The organism is Paenibacillus camelliae (assembly GCF_023715345.1).
Taxonomy (GTDB): domain Bacteria; phylum Bacillota; class Bacilli; order Paenibacillales; family Paenibacillaceae; genus Pristimantibacillus; species Pristimantibacillus camelliae.
On sequence record NZ_JAMBNY010000010.1, the window covers coordinates 52054 to 74495 of the forward strand.

At 42.7% G+C, this 22442-nt stretch carries 15 protein-coding genes; 1 reads left to right on the plus strand and 14 read right to left on the minus strand.

Features of this window, described 5'->3' with window-relative positions; translation table 11 throughout:
- Positions 1-78: 78 nt before the first annotated feature.
- The 3 genes from M3180_RS15510 to M3180_RS15520 form a co-directional block, all read right to left on the minus strand.
- The gene (locus M3180_RS15510) at positions 79-297 is read right to left on the minus strand and encodes a hypothetical protein (RefSeq protein WP_251669150.1); all 219 of its coding nucleotides are present in this window, start codon (positions 295-297) and stop codon (positions 79-81) included.
- 153 nt (positions 298-450) lie between these two features.
- Positions 451-2613 (minus strand): heavy metal translocating P-type ATPase, encoded by a 2163-nt coding sequence (locus tag M3180_RS15515; protein WP_251669152.1) that lies wholly within the window; start codon positions 2611-2613, stop codon positions 451-453.
- Positions 2606-2965 carry an ArsR/SmtB family transcription factor gene (locus tag M3180_RS15520; protein ID WP_251669154.1) on the minus strand — a complete coding sequence of 120 codons (360 nt, stop codon included), beginning with the start codon at positions 2963-2965 and terminating at the stop codon, positions 2606-2608. Before M3180_RS15520 ends, M3180_RS15515 begins: the two co-directional genes overlap by 8 nt.
- Before the next feature lie 274 nt (positions 2966-3239).
- Here M3180_RS15520 and M3180_RS15525 point away from each other — a divergent pair, with 274 nt between their 5' ends.
- Entirely contained in the window at positions 3240-3860 is a 621-nt protein-coding gene (locus M3180_RS15525; protein ID WP_251669156.1) for an HAD family hydrolase, read from the plus strand.
- A 200-nt stretch (positions 3861-4060) separates the two neighbouring features.
- Here M3180_RS15525 and M3180_RS15530 read toward each other — a convergent pair whose 3' ends face one another.
- The 11 genes from M3180_RS15530 to M3180_RS15580 all read right to left on the minus strand — a co-directional run bounded on the left by M3180_RS15530 (position 4061) and on the right by M3180_RS15580 (position 22027).
- Positions 4061-5116, minus strand: coding sequence for a LacI family DNA-binding transcriptional regulator (locus M3180_RS15530; protein WP_251669158.1), 1056 nt, complete (start codon positions 5114-5116; stop codon positions 4061-4063).
- Positions 5117-5260: 144 nt separating this feature from the next.
- Entirely contained in the window at positions 5261-8014 is a 2754-nt protein-coding gene (locus M3180_RS15535; protein ID WP_251669160.1) for a beta-galactosidase, read from the minus strand.
- Positions 8015-8260: 246 nt separating this feature from the next.
- Positions 8261-9265, minus strand: coding sequence for a carbohydrate ABC transporter permease (locus tag M3180_RS15540; RefSeq protein ID WP_251669162.1), 1005 nt, complete (start codon positions 9263-9265; stop codon positions 8261-8263).
- Positions 9252-10181 (minus strand): carbohydrate ABC transporter permease, encoded by a 930-nt coding sequence (locus tag M3180_RS15545; protein ID WP_251669163.1) that lies wholly within the window; start codon positions 10179-10181, stop codon positions 9252-9254. The genes M3180_RS15540 and M3180_RS15545 overlap by 14 nt, the downstream gene beginning before the upstream one ends.
- 103 nt (positions 10182-10284) lie before the next feature.
- Entirely contained in the window at positions 10285-12900 is a 2616-nt protein-coding gene (locus M3180_RS15550) for a DUF5696 domain-containing protein (RefSeq protein ID WP_251669175.1), read from the minus strand.
- A 6-nt stretch (positions 12901-12906) separates the two neighbouring features.
- On the minus strand, positions 12907-13530 hold the full coding sequence (locus M3180_RS15555; RefSeq protein WP_251669177.1) for a Yip1 family protein: 624 nt from the start codon (positions 13528-13530) through the stop codon (positions 12907-12909).
- Positions 13531-13582: 52 nt separating this feature from the next.
- Positions 13583-15037, minus strand: a complete 1455-nt coding sequence (locus M3180_RS15560) for a hypothetical protein (RefSeq protein ID WP_251669179.1) — start codon at positions 15035-15037, stop codon at positions 13583-13585.
- Between the two features lie 59 nt (positions 15038-15096).
- Positions 15097-15987, minus strand: coding sequence for a carbohydrate ABC transporter permease (locus M3180_RS15565; RefSeq protein ID WP_251669181.1), 891 nt, complete (start codon positions 15985-15987; stop codon positions 15097-15099).
- A gap of 1 nt (position 15988) precedes the next feature.
- Entirely contained in the window at positions 15989-16918 is a 930-nt protein-coding gene (locus tag M3180_RS15570; RefSeq protein WP_251669183.1) for a carbohydrate ABC transporter permease, read from the minus strand.
- A gap of 42 nt (positions 16919-16960) precedes the next feature.
- Entirely contained in the window at positions 16961-19837 is a 2877-nt protein-coding gene (locus M3180_RS15575) for an extracellular solute-binding protein (protein ID WP_251669185.1), read from the minus strand.
- 114 nt (positions 19838-19951) lie between these two features.
- On the minus strand, positions 19952-22027 hold the full coding sequence (locus tag M3180_RS15580) for a hypothetical protein (RefSeq protein ID WP_251669187.1): 2076 nt from the start codon (positions 22025-22027) through the stop codon (positions 19952-19954).
- Between the last annotated feature and the right edge of the window lie 415 nt (positions 22028-22442).

Here is a 22442-nt window from a genome sequence, read left to right on the forward strand (position 1 = left end):
TTTATATACAATAGGTATCATAATTTCGTAGTTATAATTAACTAGTTTTCTAAGCATAAAAAAAGCACCCTCACGGTGCTATGCTAACAGCTTTGATAGTTCTTGGTATAAATAGCGGAGTATATTCCATAAAAATGCTCCCGCGCCAAGCCTCCACAGGACGAATATGATTAAAACAAGCAGCAGACAGGTGCCGCAGCCTGGACTTTCAGATGTAAAAGCACCGATGACGATTAGGAGCAATACGACAATTACGATGACCCATATCATATTCGCTTTCACCTCCAACGTCATCATACATTATTTTCCATAAACATACAATAACTTCATTCCAGCAGCGCAAAAAAAGCTTGCAGCTAGTTTATGGACTTCGTTGCCATGATCTAGCTGCAAGCTTAATTAAACACGTATCATCAATCATATCTATTCCGTTAACTACCTTCTTATGCTTCACTGCTTCATACGCATTAATCGCATACTATTAAGTGAAACGGCCAGCGTAGCGCCAATATCTGCCGTAATGGCTATCCATAGCGTCAACCAGCCTGGAATAACGAGCAGCAAAGCAATCAACTTAATGCCGATGGAAAAGGCGATATTGATCTTAATGATCTGCATCGCTTTACGACTGAGCTTTACTGTAAATGGCAGCTTGCTTAAGTCATCCGCCATCAGGGCGATATCTGCCGTCTCCAGCGCGGTGTCTGTTCCCGCTCCCCCCATCGCAATACCAACGCTTGAGGCAGCGAGCGCTGGCGCATCATTGACACCATCGCCTACCATCGCTACTTTGCCGTAACGCTCTTGCAGCTGCTTCACTCGCTGAAGCTTCTCTTCTGGCATCAGCTCAGCCTCAATATTCGTTACTCCTGCTTCTCGGCCAATATATTGCGCTGTGCTGTGTGCATCGCCTGTCAGCATAACCGTCTGCTTAATACCTAGCGCTTGTAGCTCCTGCAGCACTTTCCGACTTGAACTGCGAAGCTTATCGGCTACTGCAATTAATGCTAATACACGGTTATCCATCCCTGCCAGCATGACCGTTTTGCCCTGCTGCTGAAGCTCATCAATTCGCTGCTGCAGCGATTGTGGCAGCCGGATAGCAAGCTCCTCTGTAAATAATCTCGGACTCCCTACATAGAACGTAGTCCCTTGAACGCTGCCGCTAATCCCTTTACCTGTTATCGCGGTAAAGCCTTCAACTTTAACTGCTGAATCGTCAACGTCCTCTTCATGTGCCTTATTTACAATGGCTGAAGCAAGCGGATGCTGCGAGCGATGCTCCAGTGCAGCAATAATCGCCAGCAGCTGATCGGCGTCTGCTTCCTCAAGCACCTCATAATCCGTTACGCTTGGCACACCTTCCGTTAGCGTTCCGGTCTTATCGAAGGCAACAGCTTTCACTGAGCCCATTTCTTCTAGATAGATCCCGCCCTTAATTAACACACCTTGTTTAGCGGCATTACCAATCGCAGATACAATCGAGATTGGTGTTGATATTACTAATGCGCATGGGCAACCCACCACAAGCACCGCAAGCCCTTGATACACCCAAGTCGACCATGATCCATCCAACCATAGTGGAGGCAGCACAGCAACAAGCGCAGCAACGAGCATAATAGCGGGTGTATAGACTTTAGCGAATTTATCGATAAATGCTTGGGCAGGTGCACGCTCAGCTTGCGCTTCCTCTACGAGATGGATGATTCGTGCAATCGTTGTATCCTCAACATGCTTCGTAATTTCAACCTCGATCCAGCCTTCTCCATTCAGAGTACCAGCAAACACCTCATCGCCAACCCCCTTGGCGGCAGGAATCGATTCCCCTGTAATGGCTGCTTGGTTAACTGCAGATTGACCTTGAACAACGAGTCCATCCATAGCGATCTTCTGACCAGGCTTAACGAGCATAATATCGCCGATTATAATCTCTTCTACTGCAACCATTTGCTCTTGATTGCCACGGCGTATTAACGCTTCCTTAGGCGCAATATCCATAAGCTGCCGGATAGATTGTCTTGCTCGATTCATCGAATAACGCTCTAGCGCCTCACTAACCGCAAACAGGATAACAACGACAGCGATTTCAGCCCATTCTCCAATAATGGCGCCACCGATCACGGCAACGGTCATAAGCGTACGCATATCAAAATCTAATCGCAGCAAATTTTGCAAGCCTATCTTTAGCAGCTTAGCACCGCTAATCATTGTTGCTGCAAGAAACAATAAGATCGTAACGAGATTTTGCTCACCATTGATGCCGTAGGACAAGTAACCTAGCACGATAAGCAGTACTGAATATAGCAGCAAATGATAGGTCTGCCAGAACGAGGGCTTTTCCTTCGCTTCATTAGATGTAGCTGCAGCAGAGCGGCTACTAGCCGGTTCATCAGTCGTAATTTTCAATGATTCGAATGCCCCTGCCTGCTCCAGCTGAGCAATTGTAACGCTGCCGGCAACTGAAATTTTTGAAGCGCCAAAGTTCACTTTAGCATCCTGCACCCCTTCGATTTCCTTTACGTTACGTTCAAATTTGCCGGCGCAATTCGCACAGGTAAAGCCTTCCACGCGATAGGAGTGATAGGTGTTCGCTTGCTCGCTTCCATTACTCATGATGCTTCAGCTCCTTGCTATGTTCTAATGCGATTCCCATTAATGAGCGAACATGATCATCATCTAAACAATAAAAAGCTAGCTTACCCTCCTTACGAAACTTCACCAGACCACTTTTATTCATGGCACGTAAATGATGGGAGGTTGTCGCAACGGTCGCACCGATAATATGGGCTATATCACAAACACATAGCTCCTCTGATTGGCATAAGGCATAAATAATTTTCGAGCGATTCACATCGGCTAACGCCTTGAACAGCTGCGATACAAGCTGAAGCTCCTCAAGCTTGATCGCCGCTTGAATGCTGGTAACCTTCTCTTCGTTATAGCAATACGTTTCACATAGGCTCATGCCGTTCACCTCTTCATTCAAACATTTGCTTGAATATACTATAAGCTTTACCCTTACTTTATTCAAGCTGAGGTTAGAATGAATGTTGTCTAACATAATGTTTCCAGTATATAAGGAATTTACTCGACATTCTTAAGCACTTCTTATGTAGCGTTATATCGTTGTTATGTTCATTACTCCAACTAGAACCCCGAATCAATTATTTGAATGCAACCAATCTTAAATGATACAATGATATAGGTGCACAGTAACTTATAGGAGGTTTACCGTATCCATGTATAAGACCATTATTTTTGATGTTGACGGAACACTTATAAATACAGAAGATGCGGTTTTGGGCTCACTTCAAAAGCTCCTAAAGATAGATTACAACAAGGATATTGAACGCTCAAAATTGTCCTTTGTATTAGGGATTCCAGGTTCCGATTCATTGCCTAAACTAGGAATAGATAATATTGATAAGGCTAATGAAAGATGGAATTTTTTTATGAAAGACTTCTATCATTTAATTCATGTATACAATGAAATCAATAATCTTTTAGATACACTAATGATTAAGGGGGTAAACCAAGGTATTGTCACATCAAAAACGACACAAGAACTTAAAGACGATTTTGTACCATTTGGTCTAATGAAATATCTTTCATACATAGTTTGTGCAGATGATACGAAGAAACATAAACCAAATCCAGAACCACTTTTGAAATTTTTAGAGATTTCAAAAGCTGAACCCTCATCTTCAATTTACATAGGAGACACGATTTACGATTATGAATGTGCCAGAGATGCTGGTGTTGATTTTGGTTTAGCTTTATGGGGATGTAAAAATCATGAAAACATACCGGCAAAATATAAGTTTGAAAAGCCGTTAGATATACTGAACTTTGTAGATTAGGTTAGAAACATTCCATACAACAAAAAAAGACCTTCTTGCACTGCTCTATCGCAGTAGCTAGAAGGTCTTCTTTATTCTATATTAACGATATAGATTACTGTTTCCGATACATCTTTCTACTATTTCAGACACTCTCGTTCAGATGTCACACGCCAAACGTTAGCTTCTGTCGCGTTAGCCTTCCATTGAAGCAATGACGTTCAAGCTTGCTGCTTCGCAGGCGCTGCAATTGCTCGGAGTGATGCCGAGCTTTTTCTAACCATCAGCTTAGGCTCAATAACGGTATGCTTCTTCACTTTCTCTTGATTCATCATCCGTTGCAACACCTGAATCGCCGTACGTCCAAGCTCATTTGCCTCCTGCGATACGGTCGTAATCTCTGGTATAAAATGATGCGCAAGCGGAATATCGTCAAAGCCGACAATTGACATATCCTCTGGCACCTGAACGCCATGATCAATTGCGGTTTTAATCGCACCAATCGCTACAAAATCATTGACACAGAACACTGCGGTAGGCTGCTTCTTCAAAGAAAGCAAATGCTCCATTTGCTTCCGTCCGGAATCGATGGAAAAGCTATCCGGCAGGATCCACTCCTCACGTACTGTTAGTCCAGCATCCTTCAAAGTCTTCTTGAAGGCACGCAGCTTACTGGAGGTCGTACTCATATGCATCTCACCGCCTAAAAAGGCGATGTGCTTATGTCCATTATCGATAAGATACTGTACAGCCATACACGCCCCCTTGTATTCATCGGTGGCTACTCGGGTTAGTACGTTACCTTTTACAGTACCATTAATCAGCACGGTAGGAATCGATGATGCATGCTGAATAAGCTCTTGATCCAGCTCCTCATCACCATTTTTAAGATTGATTCGGCCTCCGAGAAATAACATGCCATCTACGCGTCGTTCGCGCAGCATGCTTAAATACGCCGATTCCTTCTCATAATTACCGATTGCGTTCATCAATAGAAACGTATGCCCTGTTGAATATGCTTCCGTTTCAGCACCAGCCAACACCTCTGTATAGAACGGGTTAGTCAGATCCGGAACAATAATGCCTATAATTCCCGTTTCCTTCTTCAACAGGCTCCGTGCCATAGCATTCGGCTGAAATTGATATTGCTGAATGAGTGCTTCTATTTTTTTGCGTGTTGAATCCTTAACAGGTGCCGTATCATTAATTACCCTAGACACCGTTGCCACAGATACATTGGCAAGCTTGGCAATATCGTATATTGTCATCTGCTTCATCACAGTAGAACCTCCGAACTAATGTCCACATATTACTTTCACATATTATAGCAAAAATAATTAAAACCTAACATATTTATACATATTTATATACATGTGACAGTAGGTTCGTGCACAATACACGAACCTACTACTTTATTACTATTAGATTAGAACATGACTTTTCAGCTCTGTCCATGGCATAGATGTGTGATTGTCAAACAGCAGCTTTACGCGATGCGGCAATCTTCCCTGCTCATCGAACAGCTCAAGCGTATTGATCCCATCGTTTAGCCAAGCAAGCGGCAGCTTATAATCCTCCTGCGGACCAACCTGCCAATATCGTCCAAGGTTTCTGCCATTCAACCTAATAAAGCCCTTGCTCATTCCTGTTAGACGCAGCTTCAGCCTAGCATGAGTTGGCATATCCGCTTGCGACCAAGTAAAGCTGCAGCGCTGCCACGCTGGTCCTCCCTTTTGCTGGCTCGAGGCCGATCGCTCGCTGACTTGTAAATCACCCAGTGAGACAACCTGCCACGGGTCCAGTCGATGCTGCTCATCGCATACAATAAGCTGCAATCGATCAATCGGAGAAGCTACATACTCCATTTCGAACGCATTCGATCCAGCTTGCAGATAGGAAGTGAGGTCTGCCGTATGGAATTTAAACCAATTTGCATAGCCTTCGAGCTCAACGTTAACCCCATTAATTTTCAGTGGTAAGCTTATTGCTCCAACAAGCAATACACGCTTGCCTGCTTCCATATGCCATGTCTTTTTTAACGTTTTAGTATCGCCCACAGCATTCACTTGCGACAAATCCACCATGGCATTCTCTAGCTGCCAACCACTGCGGAAATCAACAACGTCTGCATCTTTATACACAGCGCCTGAAATTCCTTTCTCCTCACCAAGATAAGGCGAAAAATTCAATCGGCCCATATGCTGCACGAGAAATTGAAGCTGATTACGTCCCTGCGGCAGCTGCAAGCGAATGCTTCCAGCTCCGACATCCCTTATGAACCCTTGCTCCTTACCGTTAACGTATACGCGCACAGGGTCCTGCAGAGCTGAGATCGCAATCGTTGTTTCACCTGCGTGATCACAATGCAGCTCATGGGAATATAGCAAGTATCCTGCTTCTTGACCAAATTCTGCAAAGCCAACTGGACGCTGCAGCACAATTCCACATGGGCTGCTTAGCATAACCTGTGAGCTGGACCAGCTCGTTAGCTGCGGCACTTCAGCCTGAGTCATAGTATTGCGGCTGCTCAGGGATGCCGGTGAATTATAAGAGAAGCTGCTGCTTTGTTCATCAATGTATAGCGTTGTTCTGCTATCATCCTGTGCCCCTTCCAGCACTCCCTCTGCAGTAATTGAGATATCCTTGCAGCCAATAATCCAGTCCGCCGTTGAATGACTAACCCGCCAAGCTTGTTTCGTGCTCTCTGCATTCAACACGACAAGCTCTACGAGTCGACCGTTCACCTTCATAGTAATAAGCTGTGGCTCCTCGAAGCTATAGAGGTCAAGCAGTAATTGCCTTTCATTATGCCATGTATATCGAACAGACGGATAATCACTCGCTGTCCACTCCAGCTCATCAACAGCTTCAAGCAGCACAGACAATCGCTGTCCCTTACCACCGCTAATGATTAGCACCTGACGATTCGCATAACTTTCATTGCCAATAAGATAGCCACCCATCGTTAGGCTTAGACCGTCCATTACGTTAATCCGATTCAGCACCGGAATCATCTGACCAGCTTCCAGTGTGATCGGTAACGTTAACTCATCATGCAGGGTAATAAAGAAGCTGTCCCGCTCCTCCTTCTTATTTTCCACAAACAGAAGCCGCTGCTCATCCATCTGAAGTCCAGCTATCGCTAGGCCTCCAGATGCTTTAATAGATGAGACATCTGCCTCCTGCGATTCCAATAGGAACGAAGACATCACTCCAGTAAATTGTGACAGCTTCTTCGCTGAATAGTACTTTTCAGTCGTTCGCCCGTATTCATTAAGCGGCGCATCATAGTCGTAGGACGTGATCATAAAAATATCGCTGCTGCCTACAGTTCTTCCGCCGTAGCTGCCAAAATTCGTTCCACCATAGAACATATAATGATTAATACCATCAAAGCCCGCTGCAATTGTCTCCAGCATTCTATTCTCATAAAGCAATTCTGTTTTCTGCAACGCTGCAGAGCCGCCCCAATGCTCGAACCATCCGGTCCAAAACTCTGTTACCAGCTTCGGAGTGTCTGGCTGCTTCGTTACTAATTGATTGTAATGATGCTTAGCACCTGACCAGAAGTTCGCACATTCAATCGTTTCCTCAGCCCCGCCGACACACGTAATAAGAGGAACCTCTATTCCGCGAGCTAGCATGCCATCACGAAGCAAGCGCATATAGTTTTTACCGCGTTCACTCTCCGCCAGATAGCCGTATTCATTCTCTACCTGAACGAGAATGACGTTCCCGCCCTTTGTTAGCTGCCGAGACGAGATGATTGGCAGCAGCTGATCAAAATAGCGAAATACGTAGCGTAAATGCTCCTCATGATCGATGCGATATTGCATATTTTCCTTTGTAGATAACCACCAAGGATAACCGCCAAAATCCCACTCTGCACAGATGAATGGTCCTGGTCTAGCAATGACCCATAGTCCTAATTCAGCGCAAAGGTCGATAAATGCACCACAGTCGTAATCACCTTCAAAGTTAAAGCTGCCTTCCTCTGCTTCATGTACATTCCAAGCAAAGTAAGTATCAATACAGTTCATGCCAGCAAGCTTAGCCTTTGTAAGTACGTCTCGCCATTCCTCCTTCGGCATGCGAAAATAATGAATTGCTGCACTATTAAGGAAAACGCGCTTGCCATCTATAACAAAACTTTTATTATCATACTGAATCGTCATAGCTGATCTCACCCATCCTATTTATTTGTTTATGGCCTAGTCGATCTATCCATATCACACACCTGTAACCATCTTATTGAAATGGGTTACACAACCTACTATTAAATAGCAACTGTATGAGGCCAGATCAGCGTCAGTGATACCTATCGTCTGATCAAAAAGTGTAGTAACAAATCCGAACTTTATGAACATTCCGTAGACCCACAGGCCGTCCGGATTTGTCACCATTACATCGCAAACCAAAAGTTAGCCAACAATACCTGACTGTTCAAAGTTCTGTACGAGTTTCTTCTGTACAGCGAAATAAATAATTAGCAATGGCAACAGATAAATGAATGCTGCCGCTTGTTTCACCGCATCAAACGCAAACACATTAGCCCCGGGTACATTGTACCAAGTTTGCACAGCATACAAAATGTTGTCTACATTAGCCGGTGAAAAGGTCTGAGCTAGCTTAATGCTTAAGTACGGTCCATCTGGATGGAAAAAGCCAGTGTAGTAGGTATCCCCATAGTTCCATACAAAGGACAGTATGCCAACTGTCATAATAGCCGGTATCGCATTAGGCAGACAAATTCGGAAATACGTCTGATAGAAGCCGCATCCATCAATGAGCGACGCCTCCTCCAGCTCCTTAGGCAGTCCTTTAAAGAATTGTCTAAAAATAAACACGAACATGCTCTGCTTCACACCAAAGCCGAAAACCGCCAATAAAATCAACGTAATCGGCTTATTGATCAAATCAACCGTGCTGCCACTAATCGCCGTAAAGATGCCGAAAATATCAAAGTTTTTGAAGCTCAAATATTGTGATATGAGCAAGGACTGAGGCGGCACAACGAATGTAAGAATGACGAGAAACATGACAATGTTTCTTCCCCAAAAATTCACTCTGCCAAGCGTATAGCCTGCAAGCGCACAGACAAAGATTTGGATAGCTGCAATCATAGCCGAGTAGAGAATCGATTGTACCATCGGCATCCCATTGCCAAACACCAGTCTTATTGCGGCTTCAAAGCTGACAATGGAAAACTCCATCGGCACCCAGACCACATCAGGATTCCCTAGATCCTCTAGGTTATTGAACACGGTCGGTATTAGCTTAATTAACGGATACAGAATGGCAAAGCCAAGACCGACAATCAACGATATGAACGCATACCAGAAAAGAATTTTCTTAAAGCTCTCTTTTACGTTGTATAAATTTAATTGCTTTGTTTGCTTTCTTGTTGATGTTTTAGTTTGAGTCATATGGCTTCACCACCCTGTTAATAACTAGCATCAAGATCAATAAATCGATTAATACATTCAATAAATAGACAACGGAAAGCGCAGAACCCGTACCAATACTATTTTTATTAAATGCGAAATAATAGATTTCCGTCGAGATGGTCGATTTAAGAAACATATCCACGAACGTATAAATCATCGCAAATAACATAATGTTTGCAAGTAGCGGCAATGTAATTTTCCAGAATACCTCGTAGCCGTTCGCTCCCTCGATTTTAGCCACTTCATATAGGGAGGCATTAATCGACTGTAACCCTGCTAGAAAAATGAGTGTTTGCACGCCTGTTTGTGAGATAAGCAAAAACACACCGTTAATTAGCTCCGAAATAAATCTTGTAACGTCACGCGGCAAGAAGGTATATTCTCTTAGGAAGTTTAATATAAACCCATTGTCAAACGTTTCTGTGATCGAAGCGTTTGCTACATCGCCACCTGTTGTCACTAGTGTTAAATCAACAACGACCTTCAACCCTAGTACGATTGGCAGGAAGAAGATAACGCGAGCAAGTCCACGCCCCTTAAAATTAGCATTTACAAGGATCGCACAGAACAAGCTAAAAATAACGATTACGGGCGTATTGATGAAAATATCTACATTCTCATCCGTAAATATCCGTAAAAACTGCGTACTTTGGCTTGAAACTTCCGTCGTGAACAAATCAATGAAGTTTTGAAAGCCAACATATTCAAGGCTCATCCCTCCGGAATCAGCAACGCCAACCTTATGGAATGAATACTTAATTGTGCTTATTAACGGATTTACAAAAAACAATATAAATCCAAGCAACCAAGGAAGCACAAAGATGATACCGTGAATCTTTCGCATATTCATATGTGAGATCTGAAATCTCCTGCTTTTATGTGCGGTATCTTCCATTACCCAACCTCCTAAAGCGTTTTGCTTTCCCGAATGAATATACTTCTTAGCAGCAAAACGCTGCTTCGGAAGCACACTCTTAGCGTTTTGCATTCAAGAATAACTATTGAATGACGTAGCCAAGTGCATCAAGCTGCTGTCCTTCAACGGTTACAGCGAACTTATTATAGTTAACGATCACCTTGACTCCAGATGCATAGGTTGTTTCAAACACATTCTCATCTACCATACGATGGTTCACAATCTCTGCTGAGCCAATCTTAGCGATTCCTGCGCTATATTCCTCATATAGCTCCTTCATTCGTTGCTTAATCGCGCGATATTCCGTTGCAAAGTACTCTCTGAATTCTGAATACTTAAGAATATCAACGTTTTCTGCGGTAATGGTAAACTTCGGAATACTACCGAGCTCCAGTGCTTGCAGAATAAAATAGTCACTACGGTCAGCCGATAGATTCACATTTAGCGTCGTATATTGCGTTAATCCATTCATAACGAGCTGTCTAAATGGTACGGACGTATACATCGTTCCGTAATCACTGCTTTCACGAGAGATATTTGCCGCATATGTCGCATAAGGCAGCTTATCGCTATTCGGATTATCAAGAGCTACTTTTTTGCTTTCAGTTAGCTTTTGCAAATTGTCATGGACAATCGAATTTGAGATATATGGATTAACAATCTCCTTATCCTTATAGCTCGCATAGTAGGTAGATCCCATATCATTGACAAAAATAGAGTCAAACCCACTAGAGTCTTTAATGAATCGATCTACCGTGTTACTTAGATTTAACGGGTTTAACAGATACTGAGCGGTTGTATACGTATCGAATATGCCAAGGGCAAGATTATATTGATGAATAGCCTGTGGCTTATTGTTAAAGCCATATACTGCATTGCGTTTCGCTTTAAACCCGTCCTCATCATCATATACACGCATCAAATCAATATTGAAGAATAACTCATGCTCGTTGCTCGCAGCATAGTTCATGAGCTGCTCCAGCTCTTTCTTATCCCCATTAGCCTTCACTAGCTCGGCTTTGTTACCGATTGAATTGTGCAATCCGCCGTTAAACACGCCTTTATAATTTACAACCGTCGGTATTCCCTCTAAATCCTGCAGAATGCCCTGCAGTTGGTCATAGCTCGTCATAGACTGTGACTTTTCATAAGGGATCCCGAGGAAGCGCTTCTCTAACATAAGTCCGCCAATGACATCCAAGAATAGCTTCGGACGATTGTCATAGGACAGCTGCAGCCCGTGTTGATCAATTAGATAGCTCTGATAGGCCTTTGCTAATTCATAGTGAGTTACCTCACTAGCAAACAGCTTATAGCGAACAGTATAATCAATATCCATTACGCCCGTTGAAGCGGTATACCGCGCTTCCTCCTCACTATATGGACCGAATACCTTTACGCGAGAGAACTGCATCGCATCAAAGCTGCTGAACACCTTATTATTAGGCGTTCCACCAAGTGACGTATCCTCCACCCCAAGCTGAACCTTGATTTTACCTAGCTCTGCTCCTTTTTCAACGATGCCGAGAAGACCGCTGCTTTTGCCCTTTTGATCGGTATAATATAGGCCAAACACTGGCATCATTAGATCCTCGGGGAATTCAGACATTTCATACAGCTTGTCGTAATAGGTGTTGTTGTAGATCGGCCGCTCATATTCCGGAAATTTACCGTTAAAGGTATTCATTTTGAACAAAGCGCCTGTGCCATCTGGAACAAAAATATAGCCGTCTGCAACATTTTTCGCTGCTGCCATACCGAATGAAGGAAGCACCGAAATATTTTGCATCGTGTAGAAGTCGTTACTGTTAGCAATCTCATAGGTCGGAACCTTAACAACGAGATCACCGTTGTCTAGTGTGACCTCCATCGTCACAATAAAGTTAGCTGGTTGAGTAATTTTAACAGTTAGTCCGTGAATGCTGCTCTCTTCAACTAACATATCTGTCGTGTAGTCAATCGCCTTCGTCATCGCGATTAGATCACGTACGAGTGACAACGGCGGCAGCCCTGCGAATCGGTAGTAATACAGATCATTCGCGCTATCATACTGATACGTTAAGGTTAGGGCATCCTTGAACTTCAAGGCCTGAGCCTCTGTAATTGCACCCTCTGCCAGCTTTTCATCAATCTTATCGATAAAATGAGCTTCATAATTCTCAGCTAATATCTTTTGTGGCACATACTCATTCAAGCGATACGATTCCGTCTCGAAGAAATCAAATATGATTTGAACACCGTTTTCAATTTGATTGAGCGTATAGCGTTTGTTTTGAATCGCATACGTATATGCATCCCATTCGTACAACGCCCCGTCCTTACCGAGATACTTAATAATAACCGGAGACTTATCGACGACACTGCTATCCTTATCGAGCGATAAGCTGCTCCACTCCGTACGGGTTTGTGTGTCAATCACTTTGATATTGAGCGTTTCCGTATTAATGTACAAATCCTTACCTTCATTGCTAGCTAATTTAATATTACCTGCCTGCTGATCAAGCTCACCAATTACTTCAGCTATTCCATCCTTAACGTATTCTGGCATGGCTTGACGCTTAATGCCTAGAGATTGAACCTGTGAAGGTACAAAAAATAGTGAAATAAAGGCTACAAGTAAAATCGCCGCAATGATCATCTCTTTTGCCCCCGCATTTCTGATGCGGTTGATTGCTGTTTCGCTAAAATTTCTAATCACATTGCGTCACCACCTTTTTGTTATTTCACTAAATACGGAATATACAAATCCAATCACTTTACCCATTAATGTAAAGTACAGCATCGCAAGAAAGATAATAATAACAGCTGCGATGAATGTAGCAATGAGCGTCAACACATTCGTTAATGCCGTATACTCATGCACCACGCAAAGCCCGCAGAACAATAGAAAGCAAAACCATACGGTTCCAATCATCGTAAAGGCATTTAACAGCGGTGCCTCCTCCATCGTCACGACATTACTTAGTAAAATGCCTGAGATATCAAAAAGCAGCTTCGGCACTAAGGCATAACACATCACGATGAATATGTCGCCAATGGAGCCGTTCCCATCAAACAGCGTTGTAATGCTCCAATTACTGATAAGAAACAGGACGATCGGGAACAAGGTCGTAATAAAAATCGTTATGCTGTTAATATAGTGAATCGGAAAAGTATTTAAGATAAAGCCTGTATATTGATAGGATAAAACACCAACAATACCGACAAGAATCAGAATCAAGGTAGGAAGGATATATCTTTTCTTCTCATGATTAATGACTTGATAGAATCCATCAAATGGATGCAATAACACATGAAACATCAGTTTTCCATCTTCGATAATAGACATAAATACAGATCATACCCTTTCTAAACGGATTTAATAGGTTATGGAACTATGCTTAACCGTTCTTCCTGTTATATCTGTATTCCGAATAAATTAAGTAACCAGCAAAGAGTAGAAACGGTATCACAAGCCAAATGAAGTTATTTTGAATGAAAATATTGCGATATCCTGCAAATGCTTTTGAGAAATAGCTGCGTGCGTTGCCTAGCTTGGAATAATACATCGCCTCTTCATATTCATCCTGCATGAGATAGTTTCTACCTACTCCTGTATAAGCAATATCATAGTTACTGTTCAGCTCAATGGTTTTAGCATAGCTTTCTGCAGCCTCTTCCCATTGTCCATAGTAATACTGCTTCTCTGCATACAATGCCGCTTCACCAAACTCGGTCGGTTGATACACGTGTGCGATGGCAAACTGTTTATCCGTAACGATTAGTTTGTCGCCAAACCAAGTAATAGAAGTTGGCTCCCTTACATCACCCTTCGAATATCCAATCGAGCCAAAAATATTCAATAGATCTCCTTGAAAGTTGTAAAGGAACACTCTGCCTTTGTTTTTGTCTAGTAATGCATACACGCCATAGTCTGAAACAGCGATATCAACAAATTGGCTGCGATCATCTGCCGACAAGTAATTCACATCACCGATGACCCAAAAGTAACCATTCTCCATCAGTACATTCTCGCCCTTGGAATTAAAGCGAAACACTTTATCCTGAGCAGAAGAATCAAAGGTTGTTGCGTAGATCATGCCTTCAGAATCAATCGAAAGGTTGTTAAAGGCTGGAGCAAACACCTTCTCCATCTTTTCCTTTTGCTCACTTGTTGCGATTGTTTTCCAAAAATGATCGATCACATTTACTCGTGGCTTGTTCAAGCCGAAGTATCTAGAGAAAGTCCCATTGTTATGAATCTCAATAATGCCTTCGTAGCTACCCTGGACAATGACGCTAATTTTCCCATCCTTATCTACCACGATTTTGGAAGGCTTGAATAATGTAGCGCCGACCATATTTTCTGGCCGTTCGATGATACGCTTAAATTGATAGGTAAGACCATCTAGGACAACAATCCGCTCTGCTCCCGTATCCGCAATATAGAGCTCATCGCTGTATTCATGATAGAATACCCCTTCTGGCTTATCTAACATGAGCTGTTTGTTGGCAGCATCAACGATAATTTTATTGTTTTCGTCTCGAATGAGTTTAATGGATTGCAATAATTGTAGGTTGGCGTCTAGTACATTCACTCTACTTTCCAATGTATCGACTAGAAAAATACGTTCATCCTTGCTTACAAATACATCATCGATACTCCCCATCTTAATCTGCCCGAGCTGACCTTGATCGATCGTATCCATCCATTCAAAAGCAGGCAGACTTCTCGGGGTATCGCCCCAATAGTCATAGATGTAATTCGTTTCTTGCGTATGTTCAGCGAACACTGGAGTGGAGGGAAGAAGCATACATAATATTAAAACGAATAATAAAACCCTCTTTTTCTTCATCGCTGCTAGACTTCCTTTCCATATGTTTATTGACCTGCTGATCGTTATCTCAATCTCGCTTATTCTTTAATACCTGTAGTAGCCATCGTTGAGATTACATTACTTTGAGAGATAACGAATACGACAACAGGTACAACAAGCATGATTAATGTAACAGCGGAAGCAACCCCCGTTCTCGCTATACCTGCATTAACGATCTGTGATAACGCATAGCTGACCGGCTTCAGTTTCTCCGTAAAGATGACGCCCCCGCCTGTCGTTCCCCACAACGATTGGAAAGATAAAATAATTAACGTAATCCAAGCCGAGCGAGATAATGGCATCATAATTCGCCAGAAAATCGTGAGCTCCTTGGCACCATCAATTTTAGCCGCTTCAATTAAGGCATCTGGAACCTGAACCATAAAGTTCATCATCAAAAATAGTCCCAGCGTTCCACCAATAGAAGGCAGCAACAATGCCCAATATGTGTCAATCATATGCAGCTTTGACATAATGATATAGTTCGGCAAAGCCGTTACCGTACCGTTAAACATGAGAGAGTAAACAATCAGCTTTGACATCGTTTTGGAGCCAGGAAAAACATACTTTGCAAGTGGAAAGGCTGCCATTGAGCCAATAATAACCGAGCCCAGCGTACCTACTGCTGTAATAAAAAATGTATTGAAAATATATCTCGTGATCGGTACCCACGAATTTCCGATGACGATGAATAAGTCCTGAAAATTCGTAAGTGTCGGACTCATTACGAACAATCGTGGTGGAAAGATAAAGATCTCATTCAACGGCTTAAACGCGTTATTAATGATGAAGATTAAGGGCCATACGCTGAATAGACCGAACAACCCTAAAAGGATCGTTAGCGACATATCGCCCATAATGCTTCTGTTTCTACGCTTGAATTTTCTAGATACATAAGCTTTTTTTATTGTCGCAACAATACTACTCACATTACGCACCTACCCTTCTTAATGCTTTCTGCACGATAATGTTAGTAAACAGCATCGTAAAGAATAAGATTGTTGCAATCGCAGAAGCATAACCCATCTCATATCGAATGAAGCCATAGTCATGTAGGTGCGTCAGAATCGTATGACCTGAGTATTCAACGGATGGGAATCCAGCTAATTCAATCGATAACTGGGATACCGAGAATGAAGCTGTAATCTGCATAACCGCTCCGAATAGAAGCTGAGGTCTCATCGATGGCAGTGTAATGTACCATAGCTCCTGCCAACGATTTTTAATTCCGTCAATGCTGCCTGCTTCGTACAACGTTTTGTCTACATTTTGTAGTCCGGCAATAAAGGCCAGGAAGCTGACGCCTAAGCTTAACCAAAGCTGAACTAGGATCAGAATTGGAAATACGTAATCCTTATTATCAAAGAATAGAATGGGTTCTGTTATAAAGCCTAAGCGCAGCAGCCAGGAGTTAGCGTAACCATACATATCGGAAGAAAAGATAAGCTTCCAGATTAAGTAGGCATTACCTGAGATAGAAGGTGCATAAAACACTAACGTCATAATGGCACGAACCTTAGGGGTAAGCTCATTGATTAACCAAGAGAATACAAAACACATTAAGTAACTTATTGGCCCTGTAATCAATGCAAAAAACAATGTGTTTTTTACGGCGATCAGGAATATATCATCATTTACTATGAGATTAATATAGTTTCTAAATCCGACAAATGAAGGAGCTTCAAGCATATTGAAGGATGTAAAGCTAATAACCATTGACGCCATTACTGGAATGACAGTGAACACGATGAATAGTATCGCGAACGGCATGATTAATAGATACTTCGCCCCATGCTCTTTCCATATCTTCGAAAATGACCTATTGTTTTTTCTTCGCGTGATTGTTTGATTTGTCAGCATACTCTCTGTTTACTCCTTTTCCCATAGATTGCAAGACGTACTTCAATCACTGCTGATATAGGATAGATGGAACTCCTGACGTTTTTTTGTAAGCTCCTTATCGATCTGCTTGTTGTTCAGATATAAGGCTTCACGTGGACTTTCACCACTCGTAACGACGCCGCGGAACGCATAATCAATGGCCCTCGTTGTCATATATCCGCCAGGCACCTCTGGCACGCCTACAGTAGCCTCGAACTGTTCTTTAATCTGTGCGGCATCCTTAATTGACCACGGCAGTTGATCGAGTACCTCGACATTTGCGGTTGGATAACGAGCAGCAGATCCCATAATCGCTTCTAATGCATTGGCATATTCTGTTTGCGTTTCTGTCGACAGCCACCATTGCATAAACTCCCAAGCAGCCTCTTTGTTGTCAGCATCATCAAGAAGAACAGTATTAATTGTGCTTGATACGACCTGGTTATTGATTGTGCCATCCGCTCGCTCTATACCAGGCAGTGGAGAGAAGGACCATTGACCTCTAATCTCTGGAGCAAATACCTCTAGCTGGTTATAGGTCGTGTATTGCGCGATACCAGCTGGCATCTCACCCGTTCTGAAGCGGTTTGGAAAATCAGCAGAAACAGGCAGGCGATAGCTTGTAAAGAAGCGTGTCACACGACTAAATGCATTCATCGCATTGTCTTCCGTCAGTGCACTCTCTATGCCGTAATCGTTGCCTTCACCCTTGAATAGATCACCGTCGTATTGAAACACCATAGAAGGGACTAGCTCTTGACCTGGGATGTAAAAATCATAGTTGTTTGCGTGGAGCACTGAGATAACATGCTCTACGTCATCCCATGTTTTTGGCGGTGTAAGCTCAAGCTGCGATAAAATGTCATCGCGGTAAAACATCATGAGGAAGGTTTGCTGCTCTGGCAGCGCATACACTCCCTCTTGGAACGTAACCGTACGAAGTGCGCTATCATAGAACTTTTCGGCTATAGCATCATATCCCTCTAGCTTTGAAAGATCCGTTAGGGCGTTACGCATGGCGAAGTTAACAACCATGTCTTGCGGAATGGACAATGCCACATCTGGACCGTTGCCTGCTAAAGTAGCTGGCAATATAACGTCCTCGGGAATAAGCATTAAATTGACTGGAATATTACTTTGCGGAGTAAATTTTTGATCAATCATATCTTTAATAATTTGAGCCTGATCTCGACCAGACGATACCCACACCGTAATGGCATCCTCACTTGTATCTCCAAACATCTCTGTTTCGTCTACAAAGAATGTAGAGAAAAATCGAGACACACTGTTGTATGCGCTAACAAAAAAGTTTGGCTTCGCTTTTTTCAGCTCAGATCCAGGAGCATACAATGTGAAGCTGTCAAGCTGCAAAGGCATCTCAGAAATCGATGTAATCCAAGTACCTAAAGAAGATATATTGTTCGCTAACGTACCGAGCTCTTTAATGACTGTGTCAGGTTTAGCTGCAATACCCGCTGCCTGTACCAGCATCTTCTCGACCATTGCTGTTTTTTCGCCCTTTTCACCGGTGATTCTCACTAATTCGTCAACAACCCGCTTCAAGCGTTCACTCTCAGCTTGGAAAAGCTCAGAATAGTTAGGAATTTTTTTCGTAATTTCATAATCAATATATTGGTCTGGTACGAGTCCAGTAATTTGCACAGTTTTTCGATAAAGATCATTAAGAACAAATACACTTTTTTCTACTTCGGATAGAGGCATTGCAAATTCACCTAACACAACCTCTAAGGAAATCGTATTTTCCCCTTCCTGCAGCAGAACAAAATACTCTTCATCTTCCTGTCCAATGGTGTAATTGACGAATCCAGAGTGAAACGCAAACGGAACAGCCATCGCTTCACGATATGGAACTTCACCATTTACTTTTAGTTGTCTATAGGACATTACGCCACGGTTCGTATTTTGTACGCCTCGGAAGGATAGGTGGTACAAGCCTTCCTCTGGCACATCAATCTTCCACTCGATATAATCTCCGGGCGTTCTCCAGTTGGGTCCGCCAATAGCATTTAGCTTAATTTTGTACGGATGATAAGGCTCCGTATTGGGATTGCTATAATCAGTAGCCATCGTAATGTCCACAGATGACTTTTCAATACCTAATGTGCTGCCATCGATACGTTCTGCTTGGTAGACAAGGTTTTCCTTGCTATACACGCTATACTTTTGCTTCCACTCGCTCAGCACTTCTTCATAGGATCTTACTTGTGGAGCAGTCTTTAGCGTAAGATCATGAATCTCCATAGGCTCTTTTACGGATTCAAGCGTAATCGTATGTGTGCCGGCACTAAAATAAAATTTGTAGGGCTCTAGATTTCTTTTTTGTGCATCACCGATATACACCGTCGTCAATCGCGGCTTTTCTACCGCTAAAGGTCTAATCTCATTACCGTTTCGCTCCATGATGGCTTCCCCGTTGCTATTGTCCCATACACGGTTAAACACTAATTGATTCATCCCCTTAAAATAGCTTTCACCATCAATAAGGAGCTTTCTTTCAATTTTCGAGTTTGTACCCTTTACTGGGATATACGACAGTGAAAGATTGTAGAAGCCCGCTTCCTTCACTTGAAACGACCACTCAATCGCGCCTTGTTCACCCGTTGTAACCGCTTCTCCATTAACTAACGCTTCCATACCATCAAGCGCCTTAAACGTCGTCACATCCACCTTTACCTCAGCGGATGCCATGTTCCCTTCATACCCTTGTGCTGAGAGGTACTCGCCGTATGAATCCTCAATATATTCATGGCTTTCCTTCTCCAGCTCAATAGCAAAAGCAGGGTCAGTGTTACCTGACCCTAGCCCTGCAGGCATGAACATGGCTAAAACTAAGACTAAAACCATACTGAATCTGAACGCTCTTTTTTTCATGCCCATACCTTACCTCCGTGATAATTACGAAGTGCCGCTATCATTGCGGTTCAACAACCTTATAGTGCGAGTTCAAAAAGTCCAGCTTTCAAAGAAGGACTTTTTGAACTACCTCGTTAATTACTCAACTTTTACCTTCAGCGTCAAATTCGCTGTATTTCCAGCAAAGTCTGTAACTGTAATTACTACATCGTATTCACCTGGAGTCGTTGCATCCAGTTCACTTACATCAGCCGTTAGATTCGCTTTTACATCAAAGCCGTCTTTATCAGCAGCAGTATCAATAAAGTCATCCTTCCAGTTAATCGCTGAAACATCTTCATCTACATTAACCGTACGATACTCTGCTTTTGCTGTAATGGTAGGTGCAGTTGTGTTATTTGGATCGTAAATAACAACATTAAACTTTTTGCTTGCTTCGTTGCCAGCAGCATCCTTCACACTTAACGCTAAGCCGCCTTCATATTTTGCTATTGCTGTAAAGTCAATGGCACTCGTATCTACAGCAACCGCTTCAAATGCAATGTCGCCATCAACACCATCTTCAGCTTTTACGAATTCATTCCAATTCACAGTTGCTGGATCAGTTCCTGCTGCTACTGCAATCGGAGTAACCGTTTCTGTAAAGAACGGAGGCATATTATCTACAGGCGCACTAGCACTCAATGCGCTTTCCGTCGAGCTCATCGCGTCAAGAATACGGTTTTTATTCGCATCAATTGCAGCTGCATATTTTGGCGTGCCGTTTAAGCCGTAAATCGAGCTACCCATGATTTGCTCTTCCCACATTGGGCCCCAAGATAGAATCGTTGCAAACTCGTTTGGAACGGGATCTGCAGATAGAGCAAGGAACGCTTCCATTACTGCCTCACCATAGGTTTCGTTCGTTACGTCTAAACCAAAGTTAAGTGCTGCAGCCTTCGCTTGAGTCGTTAAATAATCAAGCGCTTTATCACTGTTAGCCAATGTTTTATATGCAGTTGACCAGTAGATTTTGTATGCTTCAAGTGCAAGCTTTGTACGCTCTTCGTCAATACCTTTCAGTACAGCCATTTGGTTACCAGGAGCAACGTGCTGTTGGTACTTCGGATCATCAGCAGACAAATGATCTGGTCTTGGGAATGGAACAACCCCCATAGACTCTCCACGCTCAGCTAATGCCTGACCTGCGCCAGCTGCTAGCCAAGGAACCATATTCGTAAATACCGTTTCACCATTACCGAAATCATTCGCATTCCAAGTCCAGCCTGGTCCAGGCTCGCTATCATTGTATCTAGCTGTAAACATTAAGTTTTTATTCGTCAGGCGATCAATGTACTCAATCGCTTGCTTTGCTTCTGCAGAATCAGCTGTTAGGCCATTTTCGCCATACACCGCACTACCATTGGAGTGGATTGCATGATAGGCTGTTTGTCTGTAGTCCGTTTGGAACGCTTTAATAGGCACATCCGTTCTAACTGGAGACATTTTGTTAGCATAGAACTCGTTAATTTTCGTTAAGTAGTCTTCGAATTTTGACCATGTCCACTCGCCCTTTTTCCAAAGGTCATGTGGATAAACAGTCTGACCATTTTCCTTCAAAGCATCAACCTGATCTAGATAGTCGATATTGTAGACAAGCGGCCATTGTGGCACGAATTCAAGAATGTAGTTCAAGAAATAAACGCCACCGAACATTTGGTTACCAAACATCCACTCGTGGTCTGGATCTGCAAAGATGTCTTTATATTGATCTAGTGGCTGGAAGATATTTTGTCCGAGCAATGTCCCTTGAGAACCGCCCCATAGCAAAGCAATGTCTACGATAGGATCGTTAGCAAGGACAGATTTCAGCAATGATTCACGGATATCCTCAGGATATTGCTTCCACTCTATTTTTACGTTTAGTTCATTTAACACGGCTTCTTCAGCTGCTTTTCTAGCTGCAAGCTGATCTGGAGGCATACCTGGCTCACCAGTTACTGGATCTGTCCAGCTTGGGTCATCTCCAGGCTGCCAGTGAGTACCAAAAACGATAACCGTTGGCTCTCCACTCGGCTGATCATTGTTGCTTGTTTGCTCTGTGTTTTCTGTATTGGTATTGTTATTGGTCGGTTTCGGGGTATTCTCAGTTTTAGAACAAGCACTGAGCAATACTGTAGTAATTAGAACTAATGTCGTTAACAACGTAAAAGCTTTTTTTGATTTACTTACCATACTTTGCTTCCCCCTGTTTTCGTAATTTGTAATCCAATCGTTCGATCAGAAAAAGAAAAACATTATGATTAGACAGAAGTTGACGAATGACTCATTTACACCACACATAAAGTAAAAAGTAAGCGCTTTAATTTTCAAGCAACATTCATTCAAAAAAAGCTTTTATCACCTTCCTATCCGTTCCCCTTATTCATAACCTTAATCAAATGATCCCTGCAAAATTAATCATAATGTAACCCGTTTTATGAAAGGGGTTTCACTTCTCTCAAAAAAAATAGGTGAATTAGTTCATCTCTTGTTTGATGCCATTTTATCGCCTCATACTTTATATTGTCAACACAAAAATTTTAATGCCATTCTGACCAAGCCTTACTGAGCTATCAACACAAAAACTTCAAAAATTTTGAAAATAACC

What these genes read in the sequence shown, in the direction of transcription:
- M3180_RS15510 (WP_251669150.1), bottom strand. Translation starts at nt 297, where the DNA reads ATGATGACGTTGGAGGTGAAAGCGAATATGATATGGGTCATCGTAATT.
- M3180_RS15580 (WP_251669187.1), bottom strand. Translation starts at nt 22,027, where the DNA reads ATGGTAAGTAAATCAAAAAAAGCTTTTACGTTGTTAACGACATTAGTT.
- M3180_RS15540 (WP_251669162.1), bottom strand. Translation starts at nt 9,265, where the DNA reads ATGACTCAAACTAAAACATCAACAAGAAAGCAAACAAAGCAATTAAAT.
- M3180_RS15545 (WP_251669163.1), bottom strand. Translation starts at nt 10,181, where the DNA reads ATGGAAGATACCGCACATAAAAGCAGGAGATTTCAGATCTCACATATG.
- M3180_RS15570 (WP_251669183.1), bottom strand. Translation starts at nt 16,918, where the DNA reads ATGCTGACAAATCAAACAATCACGCGAAGAAAAAACAATAGGTCATTT.
- M3180_RS15525 (WP_251669156.1), top strand. Translation starts at nt 3,240, where the DNA reads ATGTATAAGACCATTATTTTTGATGTTGACGGAACACTTATAAATACA.
- M3180_RS15555 (WP_251669177.1), bottom strand. Translation starts at nt 13,530, where the DNA reads ATGTCTATTATCGAAGATGGAAAACTGATGTTTCATGTGTTATTGCAT.
- M3180_RS15515 (WP_251669152.1), bottom strand. Translation starts at nt 2,613, where the DNA reads ATGAGTAATGGAAGCGAGCAAGCGAACACCTATCACTCCTATCGCGTG.
- M3180_RS15535 (WP_251669160.1), bottom strand. Translation starts at nt 8,014, where the DNA reads ATGACGATTCAGTATGATAATAAAAGTTTTGTTATAGATGGCAAGCGC.
- M3180_RS15575 (WP_251669185.1), bottom strand. Translation starts at nt 19,837, where the DNA reads ATGGGCATGAAAAAAAGAGCGTTCAGATTCAGTATGGTTTTAGTCTTA.
- M3180_RS15560 (WP_251669179.1), bottom strand. Translation starts at nt 15,037, where the DNA reads ATGAAGAAAAAGAGGGTTTTATTATTCGTTTTAATATTATGTATGCTT.
- M3180_RS15520 (WP_251669154.1), bottom strand. Translation starts at nt 2,965, where the DNA reads ATGAGCCTATGTGAAACGTATTGCTATAACGAAGAGAAGGTTACCAGC.
- M3180_RS15530 (WP_251669158.1), bottom strand. Translation starts at nt 5,116, where the DNA reads ATGAAGCAGATGACAATATACGATATTGCCAAGCTTGCCAATGTATCT.